Genomic DNA, 19,521 nt, shown 5'->3' with positions numbered 1-19,521 from the left:
CCAGGCCTCCTTGATGTCATCGACCCACGCGGGCCTGCAACGCGGCCGGATAGCGGTCGCCTTGAATTTTCACGTCCGCCAAGGCCTGCGCGATCCTGTCGAGATCGGTGGCGGACAGTTCGACAGAGGCGGCGCCCAGGTTTTCTTCCAGCCGATGCAGCTTGGTTGTTCCAGGGATAGGCGCGATCCAAGGCTTTTGCGCCAGCAGCCACGCGAGTGCGATCTGCGCGGCCGTGACGCCCTTGTCCGTGGCAATCTGGCCGAGCAAGTCCACCAAGGCCTGGTTCGCCCGGATCGCCTCCGGCGAGAAGCGCGGTACTTTGCTGCGAAAATCGTCGCTGCCGAAGGTCGCGCCGTCCTTGATGGCGCCAGTCAGGAAACCCTTGCCCAAGGGACTGAAGGGGACGAAACCGATGCCGAGTTCTTCCAAGGTCGGCAAGACTTCCAGCTCGGGCTCGCGCCACCACAGCGAATACTCGCTCTGCAAGGCGGTGACCGGCTGCACGGCGTGCGCGCGGCGGATCGTCTGTACGCCCGCTTCGGACAGGCCGAAGTGCTTGACCTTGCCTTCGGCGATCAAGTCCTTGACGGTGCCGGCGACATCCTCGATGGGCACGTCGGGGTCAACCCGATGCTGGTACAGCAGATCGATGACGTCGGTCTTCAGGCGTTTGAGCGAACCTTCGACGGCCCACCGAATATGCTCGGGGCGACTGTTGAGGTCCTGCTGCTTGTTGTCGTCGCCAAAAGTAAAGCCGAACTTGGTTGCGATTACCACCTGGTCGCGCACAGGGGCCAGCGCTTCGCCCACGACCTCCTCGTTGAGGTAGGGGCCGTACACCTCAGCCGTGTCGAAGAAGGTCACACCGCGATCGAACGCGGCCCGAATCAGCGATACCGCTTGACCGGTATCCGTCGCTGGACCATAGCCGTGGCTCAAGCCCATGCACCCTAACCCCAGGGCTGAAACTTCCAGCCCGCTATTTCCAAGTTTTCGCTTTTGCATATGTCGTACTCCTTCAATGCGCCGGTCCAATATGGCCAGCCGAGGCTCGCCATGCGGCGGGACGCCTGGTGGGATCGCTATAACGACCAATGTACCCATCGCGCTTAGCCAGCACTAGAGAGTAAAATCCGCAAATACTTATGAGGTGAACTCATAGATGGCGAAAAACAGCTACAACGACCTGCTGGCGTTCATTGCGGTCGCGCGCGAGCAGAGCTTCACGCGGGCCGCCGCGCAACTCGGCGTCTCCCAATCGGCATTGAGCCATCTGATTCGCGCGCTTGAGGCCAAGATGGGCGTTCGCCTGTTGACGCGCACCACCCGGAGCGTTTCGCCGACAGAGGCCGGGGAACGATTGATGCAGAACATCGCTCCCCGTTTTCAGGAAATCGAGGCCGAGCTATTGGCCGTCGGTGAACTGCGGGACAAGCCGGCCGGCACGATCCGGATCACTGCCAGCGAGAACGCTGCCGACACCGTGCTCTGGCCCCGGCTTGAAAAACTGCTTCCCGAGTACCCCCTGATCAAGGTCGAGATCAACGCGGAATCACGCTTTGTCGACCTCGTCGCGGAGCGCTACGACATGGGCGTGCGCCTCGGCGGCGATCTGGCGCGGGACATGACCACAGTGCGCATCAGCCCGGACTTGCGCTTCGTGATCGTTGGCTCGCCCGCCTACTTCGCCAAACGGCCCATTCCCCTGAAACCGCAGGACCTGGCCGATCACGACTGCATCAATCTGCGCCTGATGAGCCACGGGGAGCTCTACGCGTGGGAGTTCAAGAAGGGCAAACAGCAGGTCAGCGTTCGAGTCAATGGGCAGCTTGTCTTCAACCGGACCAAGCCCATCCTTCAGGCAGCGCTGGCCGGCTTTGGCCTTGGATACCTGACCGAAGAGATGGTTGCCCCCCATATCGCGAACGGACGTCTACGGACGGTCCTCTCCGATTGGTGTCCGACGCTTCCTGGATACCATCTCTATTACCCCAGCCGCCGGCATCTGTCCCGAGCAATGACCGTGCTGATCGACGCATTGCGTCACCCAGCGAAAGAGGTGTGACTGATATGGCCCTGGAGACTTTCAGCGATGTTCTTGCCTTTGTTCATGTCGTGCGAGAAGGCAGTTTCACTCGGGCGTCCGCCCTGCTTGGCGTATCGCCCTCTGCCTTGAGCCATGCCGTTCGGGGCCTCGAAACCCGGCTGGGCGTCCGGCTGCTGACTCGCACCACTCGGCATATTGCAACCACTGAAGCAGGCGAACGCCTGTTCAACAGTGTGGCGCCCCGGTTCGACGACATCGATGCCGAAGTCACGGCAGTCAAGGATCTACGCGACAAGCCTGTGGGCACAATCCGCATCACGTCCGCCGAACACGCCGCAACCAGCGTGCTTTGGCCCAAGCTGTCCAAGGTCATGCGCGACTATCCCGATATCAACGTCGAGATCAGCATTGATTACACGATGGCGGACATCGTCTCCCAACGCTTTGATGCCGGCGTTCGCGTCGGTGACCAAGTCGCCAAGGACATGATCGCTGTGCGCATCAGCCCGGACCTGCGCATGGCGGTGGTAGGCTCGCCCGAATACTTCGCCGCTCGGCCCGCGCCCCGCTCGCCTCAGGAACTGACTCGACACGATTGCATCCGGCTGCGACTCCCGACGCACGGCGGTTTCCTTTCCTGGGATCTTGATCCGGATGGCGAAGAGGCCAAGTACCCCGTCAGCGGCCAATGGGTGTTCAACAACAGTTCCTCAATTGCGCGGGCAGCCTTGGCGGGCTGTGGACTGGCCTACGTTCCGGAGGATATGGTGTTGCAGGATATCGCCGCGGGGCGGCTCATTCGTGTGCTGCAAGACTGGTGCAGCCCGTATCCGGGGTACCACCTCTACTACCCAAGCCGCCGCCAATCCTCCGGCGCTTTGGCCGTCATTGTCGAGGCCTTGCGACACCGCGCATAACCGGTTTACGGCACCGTGACACTTATGAGTTCACCTCAGTAGTGCATGCGGAATTAGGGGCTTAATCGAAGCTTCCGCATCTCGTAGCATTTCAGCTTCCAGAAAGCAAAGGCAAACCCAGGCCCTCATCGGGCGCTTTGTCTTTCGCCGACAGCATGCCGCCACGACCTGGCCGATATGCGTGCCGGCCAAACCGAGCAACGGGATGGAGCTGTTACCGATGATTCACAAAAAGCCTGGTTACAAGCCCACGATCAGCACGTTGGGCGTCGTGATGGCACTGACTTCCGGGCTAACGCTCGCACCCGGTCATGCCACCGCAAAAACCGAGGCGCCGCAAGCGATGCCCGCACAAGCCGCCTCGGATACCTTGTCCGCCAAACAGCAGGCCGTTCCCCTGATCGCCGCCTCCATGGCCGCAAGCGATATGCCTCAATTGAACACCGCCTTGAACCAAGGGCTGGACGCTGGCATGACCATCAGCGAGGCCAAGGAAATCCTGGTGCAGCTGTACGCATACGTCGGCTTTCCCAAAAGCCTAAACGCGCTCGGCGAACTGCTGAAGGTGGTGGAGGCGCGAAAGCAGCGCGGGATTCAAGATGCACCGGGACGCGAACCCAGCCGCGCCATTCCCACCGGCGATGAACTGATAGCGGTAGGCAAGGCCAATCAGACCAAAATCTCGGGCGCGCCGGTGACCGGCCCCGTCATGGACTTTGCCCCCATCATCAATCAGTTCCTGCAAGCCCATTTGTTCGGCGACATTTTCGAGCGCGACAACCTCGACTGGCAGAGCCGCGAATTGGCCACCGTCGGGGCATTGGCGGCTACGCCCGGCGTGGAAGCGCAGTTGCGTTCGCACATGCGGGCCAGCATGCGGGTGGGCTTGACGGCAGCACAGTTGCGCCAGTTGACCCAGATCCTGGCTGAGCGCGGCGACAAACAAGCTGCTGAACGTGCGGATGGGGCCTTGACTCAGGCCCTTGCCGCTACTTCGGGACGCTGAACATGAACCTCACCAAGACCCTGCTCGCGTGCATCGCACTGAGCTCGATGACGGCTTGCACTGCTCTTCCCGGCAGCGCGAGCAATGCCAGCGGTCCGCTTGTCATCCAGGAACAAGGCAGCTTCGCTGTCGGCGGAAGCGTCGTGCAAAAGCCTGGCCTGTACAACAACAACAAGCCAACCGCCGAAGGGCAGACATTCCACGGCGACCACCTCTACGCCTTCTATCAAGTCCCGCAAAACCCCAGACCGCTGCCCCTGGTCATGCTGCATGGTGCGTACCAATCGGCGCGTAGCTGGGAAACGACGTCAGACGGCCGTGAAGGTTTTCAGACTATCTTTCTGCGTCGCGGCTTTCCGGTCTATCTGGTCGATCAGCCTCGTCGCGGCCGCGCCGGCAATAGCACCGTGGCGGCCACGATCGAGCCCACCCCCTACGATCAACTTTTCTTCGATCAATTCCGGCTCGGCAAGTGGCCCAGCTACTTCGACAACGTGCAGTTCGACCGCAAGCCTGAAACGCTGGATCAGTTCTTTCGTTCGGTCACGCCCAATACCGGGCCCTTCGATGCTGGGCTGATCTCGGACGCCATGGCGGCGCTGTTCGACGAGACGGGGCCCGGCGTCCTGTTATCGCATTCGCAGGCTGGCGGACCGGGCTGGTTGACCGCAATCAAAAGCAAGAACGTCAAGGGAATCGTCGCTCTGGAACCGGGCAGCGGGTTCATCTTCCCTGAAGGGGAGCTTCCCCCCTCCATGCCAAGCGCGGCAGGGACGCTGACGCCCGAGGCGGTGCCGCTGGCAGACTTCGAGAAGCTCACGCGCATCCCGATCATCATCTATTACGGCGACAACTTTCCGAGCGAGCCGACCACGGAACGCGGACTGGATAACTGGCGGGTGCGCCGGGCCATGGCCCGCCTTTGGGTTGCTGCCATCAACAGACATGGTGGCGACGCGCAGCTGGTGCACCTGCCGGAAGTCGGTATTCGGGGCAACACACATTTTCTGATGTCCGACCTGAACAACATCCAGATCGCCGACCTGGTGTCGCGGTTTCTTGCCGCGAAAGGTCTGGACTGACCAGTGCGTGCAATCGCACGCCCGACGCATCTGGCCGAGGTGCAGCAACACCAGCCGCCGCAATCAACAACAGTGAGAATTGAGATGAAAGATCCATTTATCAGCAGAACCCGACGCGACTTCCTCGGTGCCTCCGCGTTCGCTGTCACCAGTGCCATCATAGGGACCCCAATAATGAGCGCCACCGCCGCCGCAACCGACTACAAGAAGAATCCCTATACGCTAGTCTATGCCGGCGCCATCTCGAAGAATGAACCGCGCAAGGTCAATATCCATCCGGTCAAGTACAAGCTGAACGACCTGGATATCGTTGCCAACGTCTACACCCCGTCGAACTACGATGCGCAGAAGAAATATCCCGCGATCGTCGTGGCCCATCCCAATGGCGGCGTGAAGGAGCAGGTCGCCGGCCTGTATGCCCAGCACCTGGCCGAACTTGGCTACATCACGATCGCGATGGATGCCGCCTATCAGGGCGGCAGTGGCGGCGCGCCCCGCAGCACGGACAAGCCGCAATTCCGCATAGAGGACATCCACGGTGCCGCGGACTTCATCACGCAATACCCGGGTGTCGATGCCGCGCGCCTGGGCCTGCTCGGCATTTGCGGCGGAGGCGGCTACTCGTTGTCCGCTGCGAAATCCGACAAGCGCTTCAAGTCGATCGCGACCATCAGCATGTTCAACTCGGGTCGGGTTCGTCGGAATGGCTTCGCCGATTCGCAACTGAACACGATCCAGCAACGCCTGAAGCAAGCGACCGAAGCACGCGCCCAGGAAAAGGCGGGAGGAAAGATACCGTATTCCGGCGACGCCGACATGACCGATGCGCAGATCGCCGCGCTGCCCTTCGAAATGTACCGGCAGGGCTACGAGTACTACTGGAGGACGCACGCCCACCCCGGATCGACCTTCAAGTACACAACCAGCAGCCTGTTGGATCTGATGCGCTGGGATGCAACCGAACAGATCGAATTGATCAACCAGCCCTTGCTGATGATCGCCGGCAGCAAGGCGGACAGCTTGTATATGACCGAAGAAGCCTTCCCGAAGGCCACGGGAACCAACGACAAGCAACTGTTCTTGATCGAGGGCGCGACCCATATCGAGACCTACTGGGTGCCCAAGTATGTGGACGCCGCGCTCGGCCAGCTCAAGCCGTTCTACGCTCGAACCCTGTGATCGTTAACAGCACGAGGTGAGGATCCGAAAGGTTCCATTCACCCACGTGCGAGCGATCTGAGGCGATTTTCACATGCGTCCTATCGACGCCGCCGTAGAAGTTGCCGACGATCACCTTCACTGGGTAGCAGTCATTCGTAGACAGACAACCAATGGCCGCTTCGGGTCGAGGCCGTGTGGAAACGCTTTTCGTCCTGACAGCCACAGCGCAATCGCCTGGTCCGCATCACCTTGGGCGGTCTTCACTTCGATTTTTCCAAGGCGGGCTCACTCAAGACCGTTTGGGCGGCCCGGATAGGGCCTGAGGTGCGTTATGGGTCACCTGAAGGGCTCAGCCGCCCAGTGCCAGTATCGCTTTCATCGTTTGCTGGAAGCCTAGGATGCGCATGACCCGCTTGAGGTTATAGGCCAGTACATTCAAGCTCATTTCCGTGCCCACATTGCCCAAGCGACGAGTTAGGAAGTGTGTATAGCCCATCCAATGCTTGAACGTGCCGAACACATGTTCCACTGTGCGCCGCCGCACCTTCATCGCTTCTGGCATTCGGTCTAGACGGCGCTGCGCCGCCTCAAGCACGGCCTCATGTTCCCATCGACTGATGCGCCGATACGCGCTAGGAGTGCATCGCTCCTTCATAGCGCATTGTGGGCAGGCACTACTCCAGTAGCGCCGCAATTGAAGACCATTCTCCTCCCGCGTAAACCGGTGGATGGCGCGCTGGCCCGCAGGGCACTGGTACTCATCGTCCTTCGCGATGTATATGAAGTCCGAACGGTCGAAGCGGCCTTCGGCCTTGGCATTGGAAGTGGTCGGCTTGGGCAAGATCGCATCAATACCTGTCTCTGCACATGCCTTGATCTGAGGCGCGCTGTAGTAGCCGCGATCGGCAATCGCGCGCAGTCGCTTCTTGCCCATTGCCTCCCGCGCGGCTTGTGTCATCGATGCCAATGAGTCCCTGTCATGTCCTCGGTTCGTCACTTCGTGCGCGACGATCAGATGGTGCTTGGCTTCGACAACCATCTGCACGTTGTAGCCGACCATCCCCGAGCCCCGGCCACTGGTAGCCATCGAGCGGGCATCCGGGTCAGTCACCGACAGCTGACCGTCTGGGCTATCTTTGAGCCTCTCCTTGACGTCATCCAGCGTGCGCATTTGTTTGCGCAGACGTTCGATCTTGTCGTTGAGCCGATTGGTCCTAGCCTCGATCTCGACAGGTTGCGTTCGGTCCGCAGTGTCGAGCGCCGCCAGATAGCGGCGGATGCTCTCCTCAATCTGCTGCTGACGTTTGTCGATCTTGGCGGCTGTGAAGTTTTTGTCGCGTGTGTTGACTGCCTTGAATTTGCTTCCATCAACGGCAATCAGGGCGTGGGTGAATAGTTTGAGATCTCGGCATACGGCCACAAATCGCCGGCACACATTGCGAATGCCCGTGCCATTGTCACGGCGAAAATCCGCGATGGTCTTGAAGTCTGGCGCCAGACGGCCGACGAGCCACATCAGTTCGACATTGCGTTGGCACTCTCGCTCGAGTCGACGACTGGACTGGACCCGATTTAAGTAGCCGTAGATGTAGATCTTCAGCAGCACGGCCGGGTGATACGACGGGCGGCCGGTAGCTGCTGGCGCTGCCCTCTCAAATCCCAGCGATTCCAGGTTGAGCTCGTCGACGAATGCGTCGACTATGCGCACCGGGTTGTCGTCGGCGATGAAGTCATCCAGGCATTCCGGGATCATCGCTACCTGTTGCCGGTCCTGACCTTCGATGAAGCGGGGCATGTCGACTCCCGGGATCGAGATACCAAACTCTATCTACATCACCGTAGCGGCGTCAAAGAGTTTTCACACAGCCTCGGTCGGTAGCGGACAGCGTCGCCTCTGCACGAAACCAGAGCAGCGTGCAGCCCCACCACCCCAATCCTTGCCCGCCAAACCGGCGGCAAGACGCCTGGCTGGCGTCCGCCGCGCCGGGCTCGCCTCAATCGATGACAATATTCTCCTGCTTCACCACATGAGACAGCTGATCGACCTCACGCCCGATGCGCGTGGACAATTGCTTCGGATTGCTCATGACGACGCTACCCTGCGCACTGAGTGAAGTCTTGGCAGCGGGCTGCTCCATTGCAAGCTTGGACTGCTCGTACAAGGTATCGACGATCTGGGCTGGGGTGCCTGCCGGGGCGAACAGGCCCAGCCAGAAAGTGACGTCGATGTTCGGATAGCCTGCCTCGGCCATCGTGGGGATATCCGGCATTTGGGAAATTCGTTGCTTCTGCGTGACTGCCAGCGCTTTCAACTTGCCGGCCGCCACTTGCGGTGCGCTGGCCAGCGTATCGAAAGACGTGTTCACCTCGCCCGCCATGACCGCCATGCTTGCTTGCGAGGCCGACTTGTAAGGGACATGGGTTGCCTTGAACTGGGTGTCGTTGCTCAGCTGCGCAAACGCCAGATGGGCCAGGTTGCCTTGGCCTCCCGACCCATACGTGAGCTCGCCCGGGTTCTTTTTGGCGTATTCAACCAGATCCCTGACCGACGCGATGGCGTGCTTCTTGGCCCATTCGGGGTTGACGTTCAGAATGAACGGCGCGTCCAGTACCAGGGCGATGGGCGCGAAATCCTTGGTCTTGTACGGGGAGTTCTTGTAGATCAAGGGGTTGACGGTGATGCTGCTGCTGTTGGTGGCCAGCAGCGTGTAACCATCCGGCGCCGAACGGGCCACCTCGGCCGCCCCGATCGATCCATTGGCGCCGCCCTTGTTTTCCACGATGACGGGCTGCTTGAGCGTCTTGGACAAAGAGTCCGACAGGAGGCGGGCCATCGTGTCCGTGATTGAACCGGCCGGAAACGGCACGATGATCTTGATGGCTTTGGTGGGCCATGCTTTGTCCTGCGCGAACGCGGCGGTAGACCCCAAGCCCAATGCCGAAGCCACGGCAAGGTGCGCGGAAGCGATGAGGAAGTGACGGCGGGAATCGGATGTAGCCATTTTTTGTCTCCACGAGGTTAGGTCTTGTGCATTGCGTCGTGCTTGCGGGGCTTGTCAGGCCGCCTTTCTGGTTGCGGTGTTTCCGATGATTCCGTCGCGCTCCAGCGACTGTTGCTGATCCACGCTCATGCCCAGCACACGCGAAAACACATCGCCATTGTGCTGCCCGAGCGTAGGCGCCGGACGCACCGCCGCGACCGTAGCCGCCGGCTCCCTGAACCAGGGCGTGGTCGCCAGAAACTCGCCGATATAAGGCCGTGAAGTGGCCTTGAAAAACTCACGGGCCTTCAGATGCGGGTCATCGAGCAGCGTCCAGACCGGTTTGACTTCTCCGGCGCTGATGCCGGCCTGTTGCAGTTCGGCCATTGCGCTTTGTGCGGAGCGCGCGCGGGTCCATGCGTTGATCCTGCGGTCTATCTCTTCCTGTCGGGTCCGTCGGCCTGCCGCCTTCTCCAGAGCAGGGTCCCGGGCAAGATCATTTGCCTGCATGACCGCCAGCAATGCCTGCCATTGCGCATCGCTTGTGATGCTCACCACCACCCAGGCGTCATCACCAGCGCACGGGTAAATCCCCTGCGGGGCATGAAGAGGATGCGCATTGCCGATGCGGGGCGTGGTAGTGCCGTGCACGGACTGCTCAATGACGAAGGGCGCCGTCATGGGCAGCATGCATTCCACCTGAGACAGGTTGACGTGGCGCCCCTTGCCCGAGCGTTGCTGCTCGAACAGCGCCAACAACGCCGCCGCCCCGCCGTTAAAGCCGCCCACCGGGTCACCATAGGCGTAGGAGGTCAGCGCCGGTGGGTTCCGCGCGAAACCGGTGTGATGGGGCAGACCGCTGGCCTGCTCCAGCGTGCCGCCATAGGCCCTGATGGTGCTCCATTCATTGCCCGACCCGAATGCCGGCATGGATACCATGACCAGGCGCGGGTTGACCTGGGACAGCACGGCGTAGTCCAGCCCAAGTTTGGGCAACACTTCGGTTGAGTAATTCTCGATGACGATATCGGCCTTGGCCACCAGATCGAACAGGACCGCACGTCCTTGCGCACGGGTCAGATCAAGCGTGATGCCCAACTTGTTGCGGTTCATCAGCGCAAAGTTCGAGTTCTTTTCGTACAGCTTTTCCTGATAGAACTCATCGGTGTAATGCGTGCCCCGCCACCAGTCCGGATAGCGCGTGCTTTCAACCTTGATGACTTCCGCGCCAAAGTCCGCCAGCGTCCTTGTCGCCAATGGCCCCGCCCACCCCATCGTCAGATCTACCACGCGGATTTTTCTTAAGGGCAGCGCGCCCGGCGCAGCCCTGGCCAAGCCGGCGGCCGGCGTCAGGCTCTGCACCTCGCGGTAGCGGGGGCCATCAGCGCCCAGACGCGCGGCCTGACCGCCCGGCAAGGGCCCCGCATCGCCCATGGGCAGCGGAACGACCGGCCCCTCGAATTCGGCTGCCCCCACCCTGACGGGAACAAAGGCGCCGCGCTCGCGATGCACGCTTTGTTCAAGCAGTTCTGCCATGGTCGGCACGATGACAGCGGGAAATTTTTCCTTGCGCAGCACCTCGAACCATTCCTGGGCCGTCCTGGCGCGCAGGCTGGGGATGAGGAACGCGTCGATTTCGTCCGCATGGACCATACGGGTCGGCCCGCTTGCAAACCGCGGATCCGCTGCCCGGTCCGGGTGGCCGATGGCCGCGCACAGCGCAGCCCACTGCGGGCCGGTATGGGCGAACAGCCCAACCCAGCCCTCCTTTGTTTCGTAGATGCCGGCGGGATGCGTCGTGCAGAACCGGTTGACACCCAGCCGAGCCAAGGGATGCCGGCCATCCTGCACCATGCCCGCTTCCATCTCCACCAACGAAAACGCAATCTCGTGGATGCTCACCAGATAACGCCGACTGCCGTCGGATCGTCCCAGCAACGCGGCGGTCGCGCTGGAGAATGCCGCGACACCGGCGGCAATGGCGGTCTGAATGTCATGCGGCAGGTGGGGGGGACCCTGCTGTGCGCCACTGCAATACACCGCGCCGGCCAAGGCGCGGCACACGGCCTCGGTTCCCGCGAAACCACTGTAGGGCCCGGACTCGCCGAACCAGGTCAGACAGACTTCGATCGGCACATTGCCCTGGCCCACATCCCCATCGCCGGCGTAGGCGGGGCGCTTCAGGATTTCCAAGCCTTCGTCCAGGGCGCGGGCGTCAAGAATCACATCGCATGTACGCGCGATCCGTGACAGCCACGCGGCATCCGCGCCTGTCTTTCCTTGTCGTGCCACGCTGCGCTTGTTGGTATTGAGCCAGGCGTGCAAGGCGCTTGCGGACGCGTCATCGGCCTTGTTCAAAAGGGGCGGCAAGCGGCGCAGCGTATCGCCGTCGGCGTCCTCCAGCTTGATGACCTCGGCGCCGAAATCCGCGAAGAGCTTCCCGGCATAAGCCACTGCCGCTCCGCAGCCAATTTCCAGCACGCGCAGCCCGGAGAAGGCCAGCCGGCTTTCAGATGTTTGCATAGTCGGAACCTGTTCCACAGACTTCGCCTCGATTACCAGGTATCGATAAAGGCGCGGCGGGCCCGGCCGGCGCGCAAGGATGCCGACGCGATGCCTTGGCGTATCCACGTGCGGGTCTGCGCGGGATCGATCACGGCGTCGATCTCCGTCGTGGACGCGACATTGATGGCGTGCCCGCGTTCGTAGGCGCGAGCCACCAACTCGTCGTAAAGCGCCTGGCGCTCTGGCCCCTCGGGGACATTCTCAAGCTCTTTCTTGAAGCCCAGCCGGATGGACCCTTCCAGGCCCATGGGGCCGAATTCGCCCGTTGGCCACGACACCGCGCAACTGGCCGATCGAAAGCCCCCGCCGGCCATGGCCATGGCGCCCAGACCGTAGCCCTTGCGCAAGGCAATTGCCAGGATGGCGACCCGCAGCTTGGCCGCGACCACGAACATGCGCGACACATGCCGGACTTGCGCCTTGGCCTCTTGCTCTGGCCCGACCATGAATCCTGGCGTATCGATCAACGAAATAATCGGCAGGCCATGGATATCGCAAAGGTTCATGAAGCGTGCCGCCTTGTCGGCCGCATCGGCATCGATGGCGCCTCCCAGGTGATGCGGATTGTTGGCGATGATCCCGACAGGCTGTCCTTCCACACGAGCCAGGGCGGTGTGCATTCCCAGGCCGAACCCCGAGCGCAGCATCAATACGCTACCTACGTCGGCAATGCCTTCGATGGCCTTGCGGCTGTCGTAGACACGCAGCCGATTCTCGGGCACCACATGGCGGAGGTGGCGCGGGTCGGGCGCCACCCAGTCCTTGGTGCGGCCCTGGAACATGGACAGATAGTGCTTCGCCGCCGCGACGGCCTGCGCCTCGTTGTCCACCAGGATGTCGATGACGCCATTGGCAAACTGCACCGGCGCGGGGCCTACGTCCTCTGGCCGGAAGATGCCCAGTCCACCGCCCTCGATCATCGCCGGGCCGGCCATGCCGATGTTGGCGCTCTTGTCCGCGATGATGACATCGCAGACCCCTAGAAAGGCGGCGTTGCCCGCGAAACAGCGTCCGGAAACAATACCGAGCAAAGGCACTTCGCCACTAAGTTCGGCCAGCGCGGCGAACGACGGCTGATACAGCCCGGACACGAACGGAAAATCCACATCGCCCGGCCGCCCGCCTCCGCCTTCGGCGAACAACACCATCGGCATTTCGTCGCGGCGGGCACGTTCCACCAACCTGTCGGTCTTGATGTGGTTGCGTTTGCCCTGTGTGCCCGCCAGCACCGTCGCGTCATAGGCCATCACCCCGGTCAGCGACCCGTCGTAGCCGAATGCGTCGCCGTTGACGTTGCCGATGCCGGTGACAATGCCGTCCGCCGGCGTGTTGGCGATCAGGTCTTCCTTGCTGCGGCGGCTGGCCTGCGCGGCAATGACCAGTGCGCCAAACTCCACGAACGAGCCTTCATCGCACAGGTCGTCCACGTTCTCCCGTGCGGTGCGCTGCCCTCGCGAACGGCGCTTTGCCACGGCCTGCGGGCGGGCGTCGTCATAAAGCGACGCATGGCGGTCGAGCACCGCTTGCAGGTCAGGGCGCACGGCATCCAGATCGATCGCGTCTGTCACAACATCGGTGTCGACACCATTTGATTCCTGTTCCAGCAAGACAAGGATCTCGCCTTCAAGCACGTTGCCGCCACCGGCGGCCGGCACCTGGACGACCCTGCCATTGAAATCGGCGACGACGGTGTACTCCATTTTCATCGCTTCGATCACGGCGATGGGTTGGCCCTTGAGCACCACAGCGCCGGCGCTCACGGACACCTCAACCAGGCGGCCGCTCAACGGCGCGCGCGATGCCGACAGCCCTTCGGGCACCGCGGCCTGCGCTGCCTGCGGCAAGTTGGCCGCCGACGCGCTGCGCCCCCCCGAATCCCCGATCAGCCTGTCCTTGGCCTGCTGCTCCTGCGCGTACTGCTCTGCCGCTGCAAGCAGTTCCCCAAGGATGGACTCGATGTAGCGCGTATGGTTGCGCTGCGACAGGAAGTCCTCGCGGGCCACAAGCGCCTGCAAAAGATGGATATTCGTCGCGACACCGGCAATCCGGAACTCGGCCAGGCAACGGCGCAAGCGCCGCACCACGCCCGAGAAATCGTCATTGCTGCTGAACACGATCAGCTTGGCCAGCAGCGTGTCGAACGCCGGGGCCGGCGCGTACCCGCTATAGGCGTGGGTGTCGACGCGCACTTCGGGGCCGGCAGGCGGCTCGAATCGCTCCAGCCTGCCGTGTGCCGGGCGCGCCATGCCCGTGGCGTCGGTCGATTCTGCATTGATGCGAACCTGAATGGCGTAACCTTTCAACGCTGGTGGGTTGGTCGGGTCCACGCCCAGTTCGGCCAGGCGCTTTCCTTGCGCGACCCCGACCTGCAAGGTCACCAGATCCACGCCCGTGACCCGCTCGGTAATCGTATGTTCGACTTGCAACCGGGGATTGGCTTCAATGAATACAAAGCCCTTCTGCACTCCGTGCTCGTTTTCTTCGACCAGGAATTCAAAGGTCCCCAGGCTGCGGTACTCCACCTTGGCCGCCATTTTCTTTGCCGCGGCAAGAATGGCGGCGCGCAGCGGGGCGCTTAGCACCGGGCTGGGCGCGATCTCGACCACCTTCTGAAAGCGGCGCTGTAGCGTGCAATCGCGATCGCCAAGCGCGACCACCGACGCCCCATCGCCGGCGATTTGCACTTCGATATGGCGCGCGCGATTGACCAGACGCTCGGCGTACAGCGCGTCCACCCCAAAGGCCGACATGGCTTCCGACCGGCAGCGGGCATAGCGCTCGGCAATATCGGCTTTGGACTTGACGACGCGCATCCCGCGCCCGCCGCCTCCGCCAACCGCCTTGATGACGATCCCCACCCCGCCCTGCTCGTCGAAGAATCGTTCAACGTCCGCAAGTGTTGCCCCGCCCGGCGTGGCGGGCATGACGGGCACGCCGCATTCGCGGGCCAGTTGCAACGCGCGGCCTTTGTCTCCGAACAGAGCGAGGTGATCGGCGTTGGGGCCGATGAACGTGATTCCCGCCGCATCGCAAGCCAGGGCAAAATCCGCCCTTTCGCTCAGGAAGCCATACCCCGGATGGATGGCATCGCAATGTTCGGCCGTGGCTGCGGCAATGATGGCGTCGATATCGATATATGCCCCCGGACCGAAGCCGGTCAGCGCAACCGAGCGATCCGCAACAATTCGATGCCGGGAGTTTGAATCGTCCTGGGAATACACCGCGACGCTTTCCAACCCAAGGTCGCGGACCGCGCGAATGACTCGCACGGCGATTTCGCCACGATTGGCGACCAATACTCTCTTCATAGTGATCCTACGTCTCTGCGCTGACTCTTATGTTCAAGTCCTTAAGCTGCTGCCCGTCGCCGTTGCAAGTTCCTGCCCGCGGGCGCGCCTGCGGGCAGGCGCCGATAAGCATTAACATGCAAGCGGAAACGCGCAACCGCGGCCCGGCTTGATTCGGCGGTTGTCGTTAACTTGGTGAGGATGGTAGGAGTCGTGCAACAGCCGCACAATTCACATTTTTCTCTGACCCCTATAGCCGTTCGGCATGTGTCTCGATAAAGGCAGGCGAAAATGGAACTCAGGCAGTTGAGAACGGTTTTGGCAATCGCGGAAACCGGCAGCCTCACCAAGGCAGCGGAACTGTTGCACGTCGTGCAGCCCGCCCTGTCCCGGCAGCTGAAGCAGCTGGAAGACGAACTGGGCACTCCGCTTTTCGAGCGCAACCGGCTGGGGATGGTGCTGACCGTGCCTGGCCGCCGGTTTGTCGATCAGGTGCGGGCTTCTCTTAAGGGGCTCAATGAAGCCCGGGCCGACATCGGCGCCGCAAAATCGGATCTTCTTGGCACGGTATCCATCGGCATGCTGCCCGGCCTGGCGGCCCCGCTTGCCGGCCCGCTCGTCATCGCGTTGCAGCAGCAGTATCCCAATCTGCGCGTACGCATCGCCACCGGCTTCTCGGATTTCCTGCAAGAAGGACTAGAGGGCGGCAAACTTGATATCTGCCTCATGGGCGACTATCTGCAATCCGAACTTCTGCAGACGTCGCCCGCTTATTCCGAGCCCATATACGTCTTTGGCCTGCCGGGATCCGGATTATCCGAAGACATCCCGATGACGCTCGAAGCCGTCTCCAGAATGCCCATGGTGGTGCCGGAAGCGCGCAGCTTGCGCAATGTGATAGACCGGGCCTGCACCATTCTTGGCGTCAACCTGAACCTGGTTGCCGAATCGGACAGCACCGCGGTCATTCTTGATCTGGTATTACGCGGCGTCGGCTACACCATCCTGCCGGTCATCCCCATCATGACGATGCTGGCCGAAAAGCGGATCGAAGGCGCTCCCATCATCAGCCCCACGCTGCAACGCACCGTGATCATCGGCACCGCCGTGCTGAACCGCAACCCCCGCATCGTCAACGCCCTGCATGCCGAGCTGATCCGCCTGCTTGAGCCCTACATCAAACAGTTCGAGAACGTCGGCGTACGCTGGCTGGCTGACTGAATAAACCCTTTTTCGTACACCCTCTGCACGCGAACCCGGCACGCACCGGGCCACGGCCGAGCTATGCCCAATCGCTATGACCCTCGTCAAAATTAGTTAATTGTCGCGAGACGGATCGCCCCCCTAACATCATTCGAGCGTTGTGGCCTGGCCAGCAGACAAGCCATGCACCCCACCGGTGTATGGCCCGTCCGCCTGCCGGCCGCGACCCCTGAATCTTGGGAGGCAAATGTGCAGAATTCCTCTAACAGCACACAGACAGCGGGCGACGAGGCAGTCGGCCCGGAACAGTACTTCCAGCGCATGCTCGAACAAGGGCAATTCATGATTCAGCGCTGCGAAACAACCGGCCGCGCCGTTTTCTATCCTCGGGCCATCTCGCCTTATGGCGGCGGACGCTTGCGCTGGGAAGCCGCCAACGGCCACGGCACCATCTATTCAACCACCGTCGTGCGCCAACGCCCCGAGCGGGGTGGGAACTACTGCGTCGTCCTGGTGGACCTTGAAGAAGGGCCGCGCCTGATGAGCACCGTTGTCGATATGGAACCCCTGGCGGTGACGATCGGCATGCGAGTCCGTGCAGAAGTGCGCCGCCAGTCCTCTGGCGTGCCGCGCGTGGTGTTTGTGCGCGCGGATTGACCGCCTGTGGTGATTGTGCGCGCGGAGTAAACGCGCGACGCTTGTTAATGGGAATGACTTGATGGCTACTAGTACAAGAGGGGCCTCGGCGATTGTCGGGATCGGCACCACGCCTGGCTGGAACAGCCCCGGGTTCTCGGCGTTGGATCAGCTCGGCATCGCCGTTCAGGCGGCGGCGGCCGATGCGGGCATCGGCGTGGACCAGATCGACGGCTTGTTCACGTCCACACTGACGCAATTCATGCCAGCCCTGTCCGTGGCGGAGTATCTCGGCATCCATCCGACTTATATGGATGGCACCAACATCGGCGGATCCTCATTTCTGGCGCACCTGTTGTCGGCCACGCTTGCCCTGCAAGCCGGGCTGTGCAAAGTGGCTTGCATTTGCTATGGGTCAAACCAACTGTCCGCGGGGGGCAAGCTGACCACCCTGACCGAACCCGCCCCCTGGGAGGCGATGTATTTACCGCGCAACCCCATCAGCGGCTACGCCTTGGCTACCGCGCGCCACATGCACCAGTACGGAACCACGCGCGAGCAATTGGCCAGCGTCGCGGTCGCCGCGCGTCAGTGGGCGCAGCGCAATCCTGCCGCGCACGAGCGCGGCCCCCTGAGCATCGCCGATGTTCTGGATTCCCGGCCCATATCCGACCCGCTCACGCTGCGGGACTGCTGCCTGGTGACGGACGGCGGCGGCGCGATGATACTGGTCGCCGCGGAGCGCGTGCCGGAATTTGCCAACACGCCGGCCTATGTTCTGGGTGTCGGCGAGGCCACCACGCATCGCCAGATTTCAAGCATGGAAGACCTTACGGTTACCGGTGCCGTGCAATCCGGCCAACGCGCCTTCCAGATGGCGCGCGTCGTGCCACAAGAGATCGACGTCTTGCAGCTTTATGACGCATTCACCATCAACCCAATTCTGTTTCTTGAGGACCTGGGTTACTGCGCCAAGGGCGAAGGTGGCGCGTTCGTGGCCTCAGGCGTGACCGCGCCCGGCGGCGCACTGCCGGTCAACACCAACGGTGGCGGCCTGTCCTGCAATCACCCGGGCATGTATGGCATTTTCGCGGCCATCGAAGCGGTGCACCAGATCCGCCGCTCGGCGGGCGCCAGGCAGGTTGACGGCGTCGATCTGGCCCTGGCCCATGGCAATGGCGGCCAGCTGGCCAGCCAGGTCACGGCGATTCTCGGATCGCGCGCCACCCTGTAACCGCTTAACCCGTGGACATAATCATGAGCAGCACAACCAGCACGCCAGTCGTCAACCACCCTCCCTTCGTGGCCGAGCGTCAATTGCACAAGCTGCCGTTTGCGGCCAAGGCCAGGCCCGTCAGCCGGGCGGCGGTGATAGGTGCCGGCACGATGGGCGGCGGCATTGCGATGTGCTTCGCCAACGCCGGCATACCCGTGGTGCTGTTGGAGAAAGACGCCGAGCGCCTCAGTCAGGGCTTGGCGCGCATCGAAGAAAACTATGCCAACTCCGCTCGGCGCGGCCGGCTCGGCATAGACGACGTCGCGCGGCGTCTTGCATGCATACAGGGCAGCACACGCTTCGAGGATCTGGCCGACGTGGATGTGGTCATTGAAGCGGTCTTCGAGGAAATCGGACTTAAACACGAGATATTCAAGACGCTTGATCGGGTGTGCAAACCCGGCGCCATCCTGGCCTCCAACACGTCTTACCTGGACATCGACAAAATCGCGAGCGCCACGCGGCGGCCCCAGGACGTGGTCGGGATGCACTTTTTCAGCCCCGCCAACGTCATGCAGTTGCTGGAGAACGTGCGCGGCTCCGCCACTTCTGACGACGTGTGCGCCACCGTCATGGAAGTGGGCCGCCGCCTGGGCAAGGTCGCCGTGCTGGTGCGGTCCTGCGACGGATTCGTCGGCAATCGCATGTTGGCCAAGCGTACGCGCGAAAGCTATTTCCTGCTCCAGGAAGGTGCCTCGTTCTTTCAGATTGACCGTGTGCTGCGCGACTTCGGCCTTCCGATGGGGCCGTTCGCCATGGCGGATCTGGCAGGGTTGGACGTGGGCTGGCGCAATCGCCAGAGCCGCCTGCAACACCTGACGCCGCGCGAGCGCGAGTGCGACATGCTGGACCGCATGGTCGCCGCGGGCCGGCTGGGCCAGAAGACCCAGGGGGGCTTCTACGACTATGACAGTGACCGCAAGGCCACCCCGTCACCTGCTGCCCAAACCCTGGTCGCCGCACACCGAGCCGCCTCCGGCCGACAAGCGCGGCAGATTTCCGATGAGGAAATTCTGGAGCGCTGCCTGTACTCCATGATCAACGAAGCCGCCTATATCCTGGAGGAAGGGATCGTCGATCGCGCCTCGGACATCGACGTCGTCTGGCTCAAAGGCTACGGCTTTCCCGCCTATCGAGGCGGCCCGTTGTGCTATGCGGACCAGATCGGCCTGCCTGCTGTCCTGGCGGGGCTGCGCAAGTACGAAGCCGTGCACGGTTCCCAATACTGGAAGCCGGCCAATCTCATCGTCAAGCTCGCTCAGGAGGGGCGAGGCTTTCACGATGGCCCTGCCTGAAGCCGCGCACGCGCGATAAAGCGCGCACGTGAACGTGTCCCAAAGGGACGCAGGCGCTGTCGAT

At 62.2% G+C, this 19,521-nt stretch carries 14 protein-coding genes; 9 read left to right on the top strand and 5 right to left on the bottom strand.

Annotated elements, in window-relative coordinates:
- Positions 1 to 16: 16 nt before the first annotated feature.
- Entirely contained in the window at positions 17 to 1,006 is a 990-nt protein-coding gene (locus V6F88_RS19790; protein ID WP_332611643.1) for an aldo/keto reductase, read from the bottom strand.
- A 157-nt stretch (positions 1,007 to 1,163) separates the two neighbouring features.
- On the opposite strand from V6F88_RS19790, the gene V6F88_RS19785 reads away from it, so the two are divergent.
- From V6F88_RS19785 to V6F88_RS19765, 5 genes are all read left to right on the top strand, one after another.
- Entirely contained in the window at positions 1,164 to 2,066 is a 903-nt protein-coding gene (locus V6F88_RS19785; RefSeq protein WP_332611642.1) for a LysR family transcriptional regulator, read from the top strand.
- Between the two features lie 5 nt (positions 2,067 to 2,071).
- Positions 2,072 to 2,965 (top strand): LysR family transcriptional regulator, encoded by an 894-nt coding sequence (locus V6F88_RS19780; protein WP_332611641.1) that lies wholly within the window; start codon positions 2,072 to 2,074, stop codon positions 2,963 to 2,965.
- 220 nt (positions 2,966 to 3,185) lie between these two features.
- A complete protein-coding gene (locus V6F88_RS19775) occupies positions 3,186 to 3,971 on the top strand; it encodes a carboxymuconolactone decarboxylase family protein (RefSeq protein ID WP_332611640.1) in 786 nt (261 codons plus the stop codon).
- A gap of 2 nt (positions 3,972 to 3,973) precedes the next feature.
- The gene (locus V6F88_RS19770) at positions 3,974 to 5,053 is read left to right on the top strand and encodes an alpha/beta hydrolase (protein WP_332611639.1); all 1,080 of its coding nucleotides are present in this window, start codon (positions 3,974 to 3,976) and stop codon (positions 5,051 to 5,053) included.
- A gap of 174 nt (positions 5,054 to 5,227) precedes the next feature.
- Positions 5,228 to 6,232: an alpha/beta hydrolase gene (locus tag V6F88_RS19765; RefSeq protein ID WP_332611637.1), complete on the top strand. Its 1,005-nt coding sequence runs from the start codon at positions 5,228 to 5,230 to the stop codon at positions 6,230 to 6,232.
- Positions 6,233 to 6,563: 331 nt separating this feature from the next.
- Here V6F88_RS19765 and V6F88_RS19760 read toward each other — a convergent pair whose 3' ends face one another.
- The 4 genes from V6F88_RS19760 to V6F88_RS19745 all read right to left on the bottom strand — a co-directional run bounded on the left by V6F88_RS19760 (position 6,564) and on the right by V6F88_RS19745 (position 15,068).
- Positions 6,564 to 8,009: an IS1182 family transposase gene (locus V6F88_RS19760; protein ID WP_332611636.1), complete on the bottom strand. Its 1,446-nt coding sequence runs from the start codon at positions 8,007 to 8,009 to the stop codon at positions 6,564 to 6,566.
- Positions 8,010 to 8,208: 199 nt separating this feature from the next.
- Complete coding sequence (locus V6F88_RS19755; protein ID WP_332611634.1) at positions 8,209 to 9,216, bottom strand: Bug family tripartite tricarboxylate transporter substrate binding protein; 1,008 nt, start codon at positions 9,214 to 9,216, stop codon at positions 8,209 to 8,211.
- 54 nt (positions 9,217 to 9,270) lie between these two features.
- Positions 9,271 to 11,718 carry a CaiB/BaiF CoA-transferase family protein gene (locus V6F88_RS19750; protein ID WP_332611633.1) on the bottom strand — a complete coding sequence of 816 codons (2,448 nt, stop codon included), beginning with the start codon at positions 11,716 to 11,718 and terminating at the stop codon, positions 9,271 to 9,273.
- Between the two features lie 32 nt (positions 11,719 to 11,750).
- Positions 11,751 to 15,068, bottom strand: coding sequence for an acetyl-CoA carboxylase family protein (locus V6F88_RS19745; RefSeq protein ID WP_332611632.1), 3,318 nt, complete (start codon positions 15,066 to 15,068; stop codon positions 11,751 to 11,753).
- Positions 15,069 to 15,338: 270 nt separating this feature from the next.
- On the opposite strand from V6F88_RS19745, the gene V6F88_RS19740 reads away from it, so the two are divergent.
- The 4 genes from V6F88_RS19740 (at position 15,339) to V6F88_RS19725 (ending at position 19,457) form a co-directional block, all read left to right on the top strand.
- Positions 15,339 to 16,268 (top strand): LysR family transcriptional regulator, encoded by a 930-nt coding sequence (locus V6F88_RS19740; RefSeq protein WP_332611630.1) that lies wholly within the window; start codon positions 15,339 to 15,341, stop codon positions 16,266 to 16,268.
- Positions 16,269 to 16,499: 231 nt separating this feature from the next.
- Entirely contained in the window at positions 16,500 to 16,907 is a 408-nt protein-coding gene (locus V6F88_RS19735) for a Zn-ribbon domain-containing OB-fold protein (RefSeq protein WP_332611629.1), read from the top strand.
- A 61-nt stretch (positions 16,908 to 16,968) separates the two neighbouring features.
- Positions 16,969 to 18,120: an acetyl-CoA acetyltransferase gene (locus tag V6F88_RS19730; protein ID WP_332611628.1), complete on the top strand. Its 1,152-nt coding sequence runs from the start codon at positions 16,969 to 16,971 to the stop codon at positions 18,118 to 18,120.
- 23 nt (positions 18,121 to 18,143) lie between these two features.
- Complete coding sequence (locus tag V6F88_RS19725; RefSeq protein ID WP_332611627.1) at positions 18,144 to 19,457, top strand: 3-hydroxyacyl-CoA dehydrogenase; 1,314 nt, start codon at positions 18,144 to 18,146, stop codon at positions 19,455 to 19,457.
- Positions 19,458 to 19,521 lie beyond the last annotated feature (64 nt).

It is taken from the genome of Achromobacter sp. ESBL13 (assembly GCF_036668755.1).
Lineage (GTDB): Bacteria > Pseudomonadota > Gammaproteobacteria > Burkholderiales > Burkholderiaceae_B > Achromobacter.
Note: the sequence above shows the minus strand (reverse complement) of the source record. Positions and strands in the feature narration are given on the sequence as shown.

Bases quoted from the DNA above. Each gene is read 5' to 3' on its own strand.
- V6F88_RS19790 (WP_332611643.1), bottom strand. From the start codon at position 1,006: ATGCAAAAGCGAAAACTTGGAAATAGCGGGCTGGAAGTTTCAGCCCTG.
- V6F88_RS19785 (WP_332611642.1), top strand. From the start codon at position 1,164: ATGGCGAAAAACAGCTACAACGACCTGCTGGCGTTCATTGCGGTCGCG.
- V6F88_RS19780 (WP_332611641.1), top strand. From the start codon at position 2,072: ATGGCCCTGGAGACTTTCAGCGATGTTCTTGCCTTTGTTCATGTCGTG.
- V6F88_RS19775 (WP_332611640.1), top strand. From the start codon at position 3,186: ATGATTCACAAAAAGCCTGGTTACAAGCCCACGATCAGCACGTTGGGC.
- V6F88_RS19770 (WP_332611639.1), top strand. From the start codon at position 3,974: ATGAACCTCACCAAGACCCTGCTCGCGTGCATCGCACTGAGCTCGATG.
- V6F88_RS19765 (WP_332611637.1), top strand. From the start codon at position 5,228: ATGAGCGCCACCGCCGCCGCAACCGACTACAAGAAGAATCCCTATACG.
- V6F88_RS19760 (WP_332611636.1), bottom strand. From the start codon at position 8,009: ATGCCCCGCTTCATCGAAGGTCAGGACCGGCAACAGGTAGCGATGATC.
- V6F88_RS19755 (WP_332611634.1), bottom strand. From the start codon at position 9,216: ATGGCTACATCCGATTCCCGCCGTCACTTCCTCATCGCTTCCGCGCAC.
- V6F88_RS19750 (WP_332611633.1), bottom strand. From the start codon at position 11,718: ATGCAAACATCTGAAAGCCGGCTGGCCTTCTCCGGGCTGCGCGTGCTG.
- V6F88_RS19745 (WP_332611632.1), bottom strand. From the start codon at position 15,068: ATGAAGAGAGTATTGGTCGCCAATCGTGGCGAAATCGCCGTGCGAGTC.
- V6F88_RS19740 (WP_332611630.1), top strand. From the start codon at position 15,339: ATGGAACTCAGGCAGTTGAGAACGGTTTTGGCAATCGCGGAAACCGGC.
- V6F88_RS19730 (WP_332611628.1), top strand. From the start codon at position 16,969: ATGGCTACTAGTACAAGAGGGGCCTCGGCGATTGTCGGGATCGGCACC.
- V6F88_RS19725 (WP_332611627.1), top strand. From the start codon at position 18,144: ATGAGCAGCACAACCAGCACGCCAGTCGTCAACCACCCTCCCTTCGTG.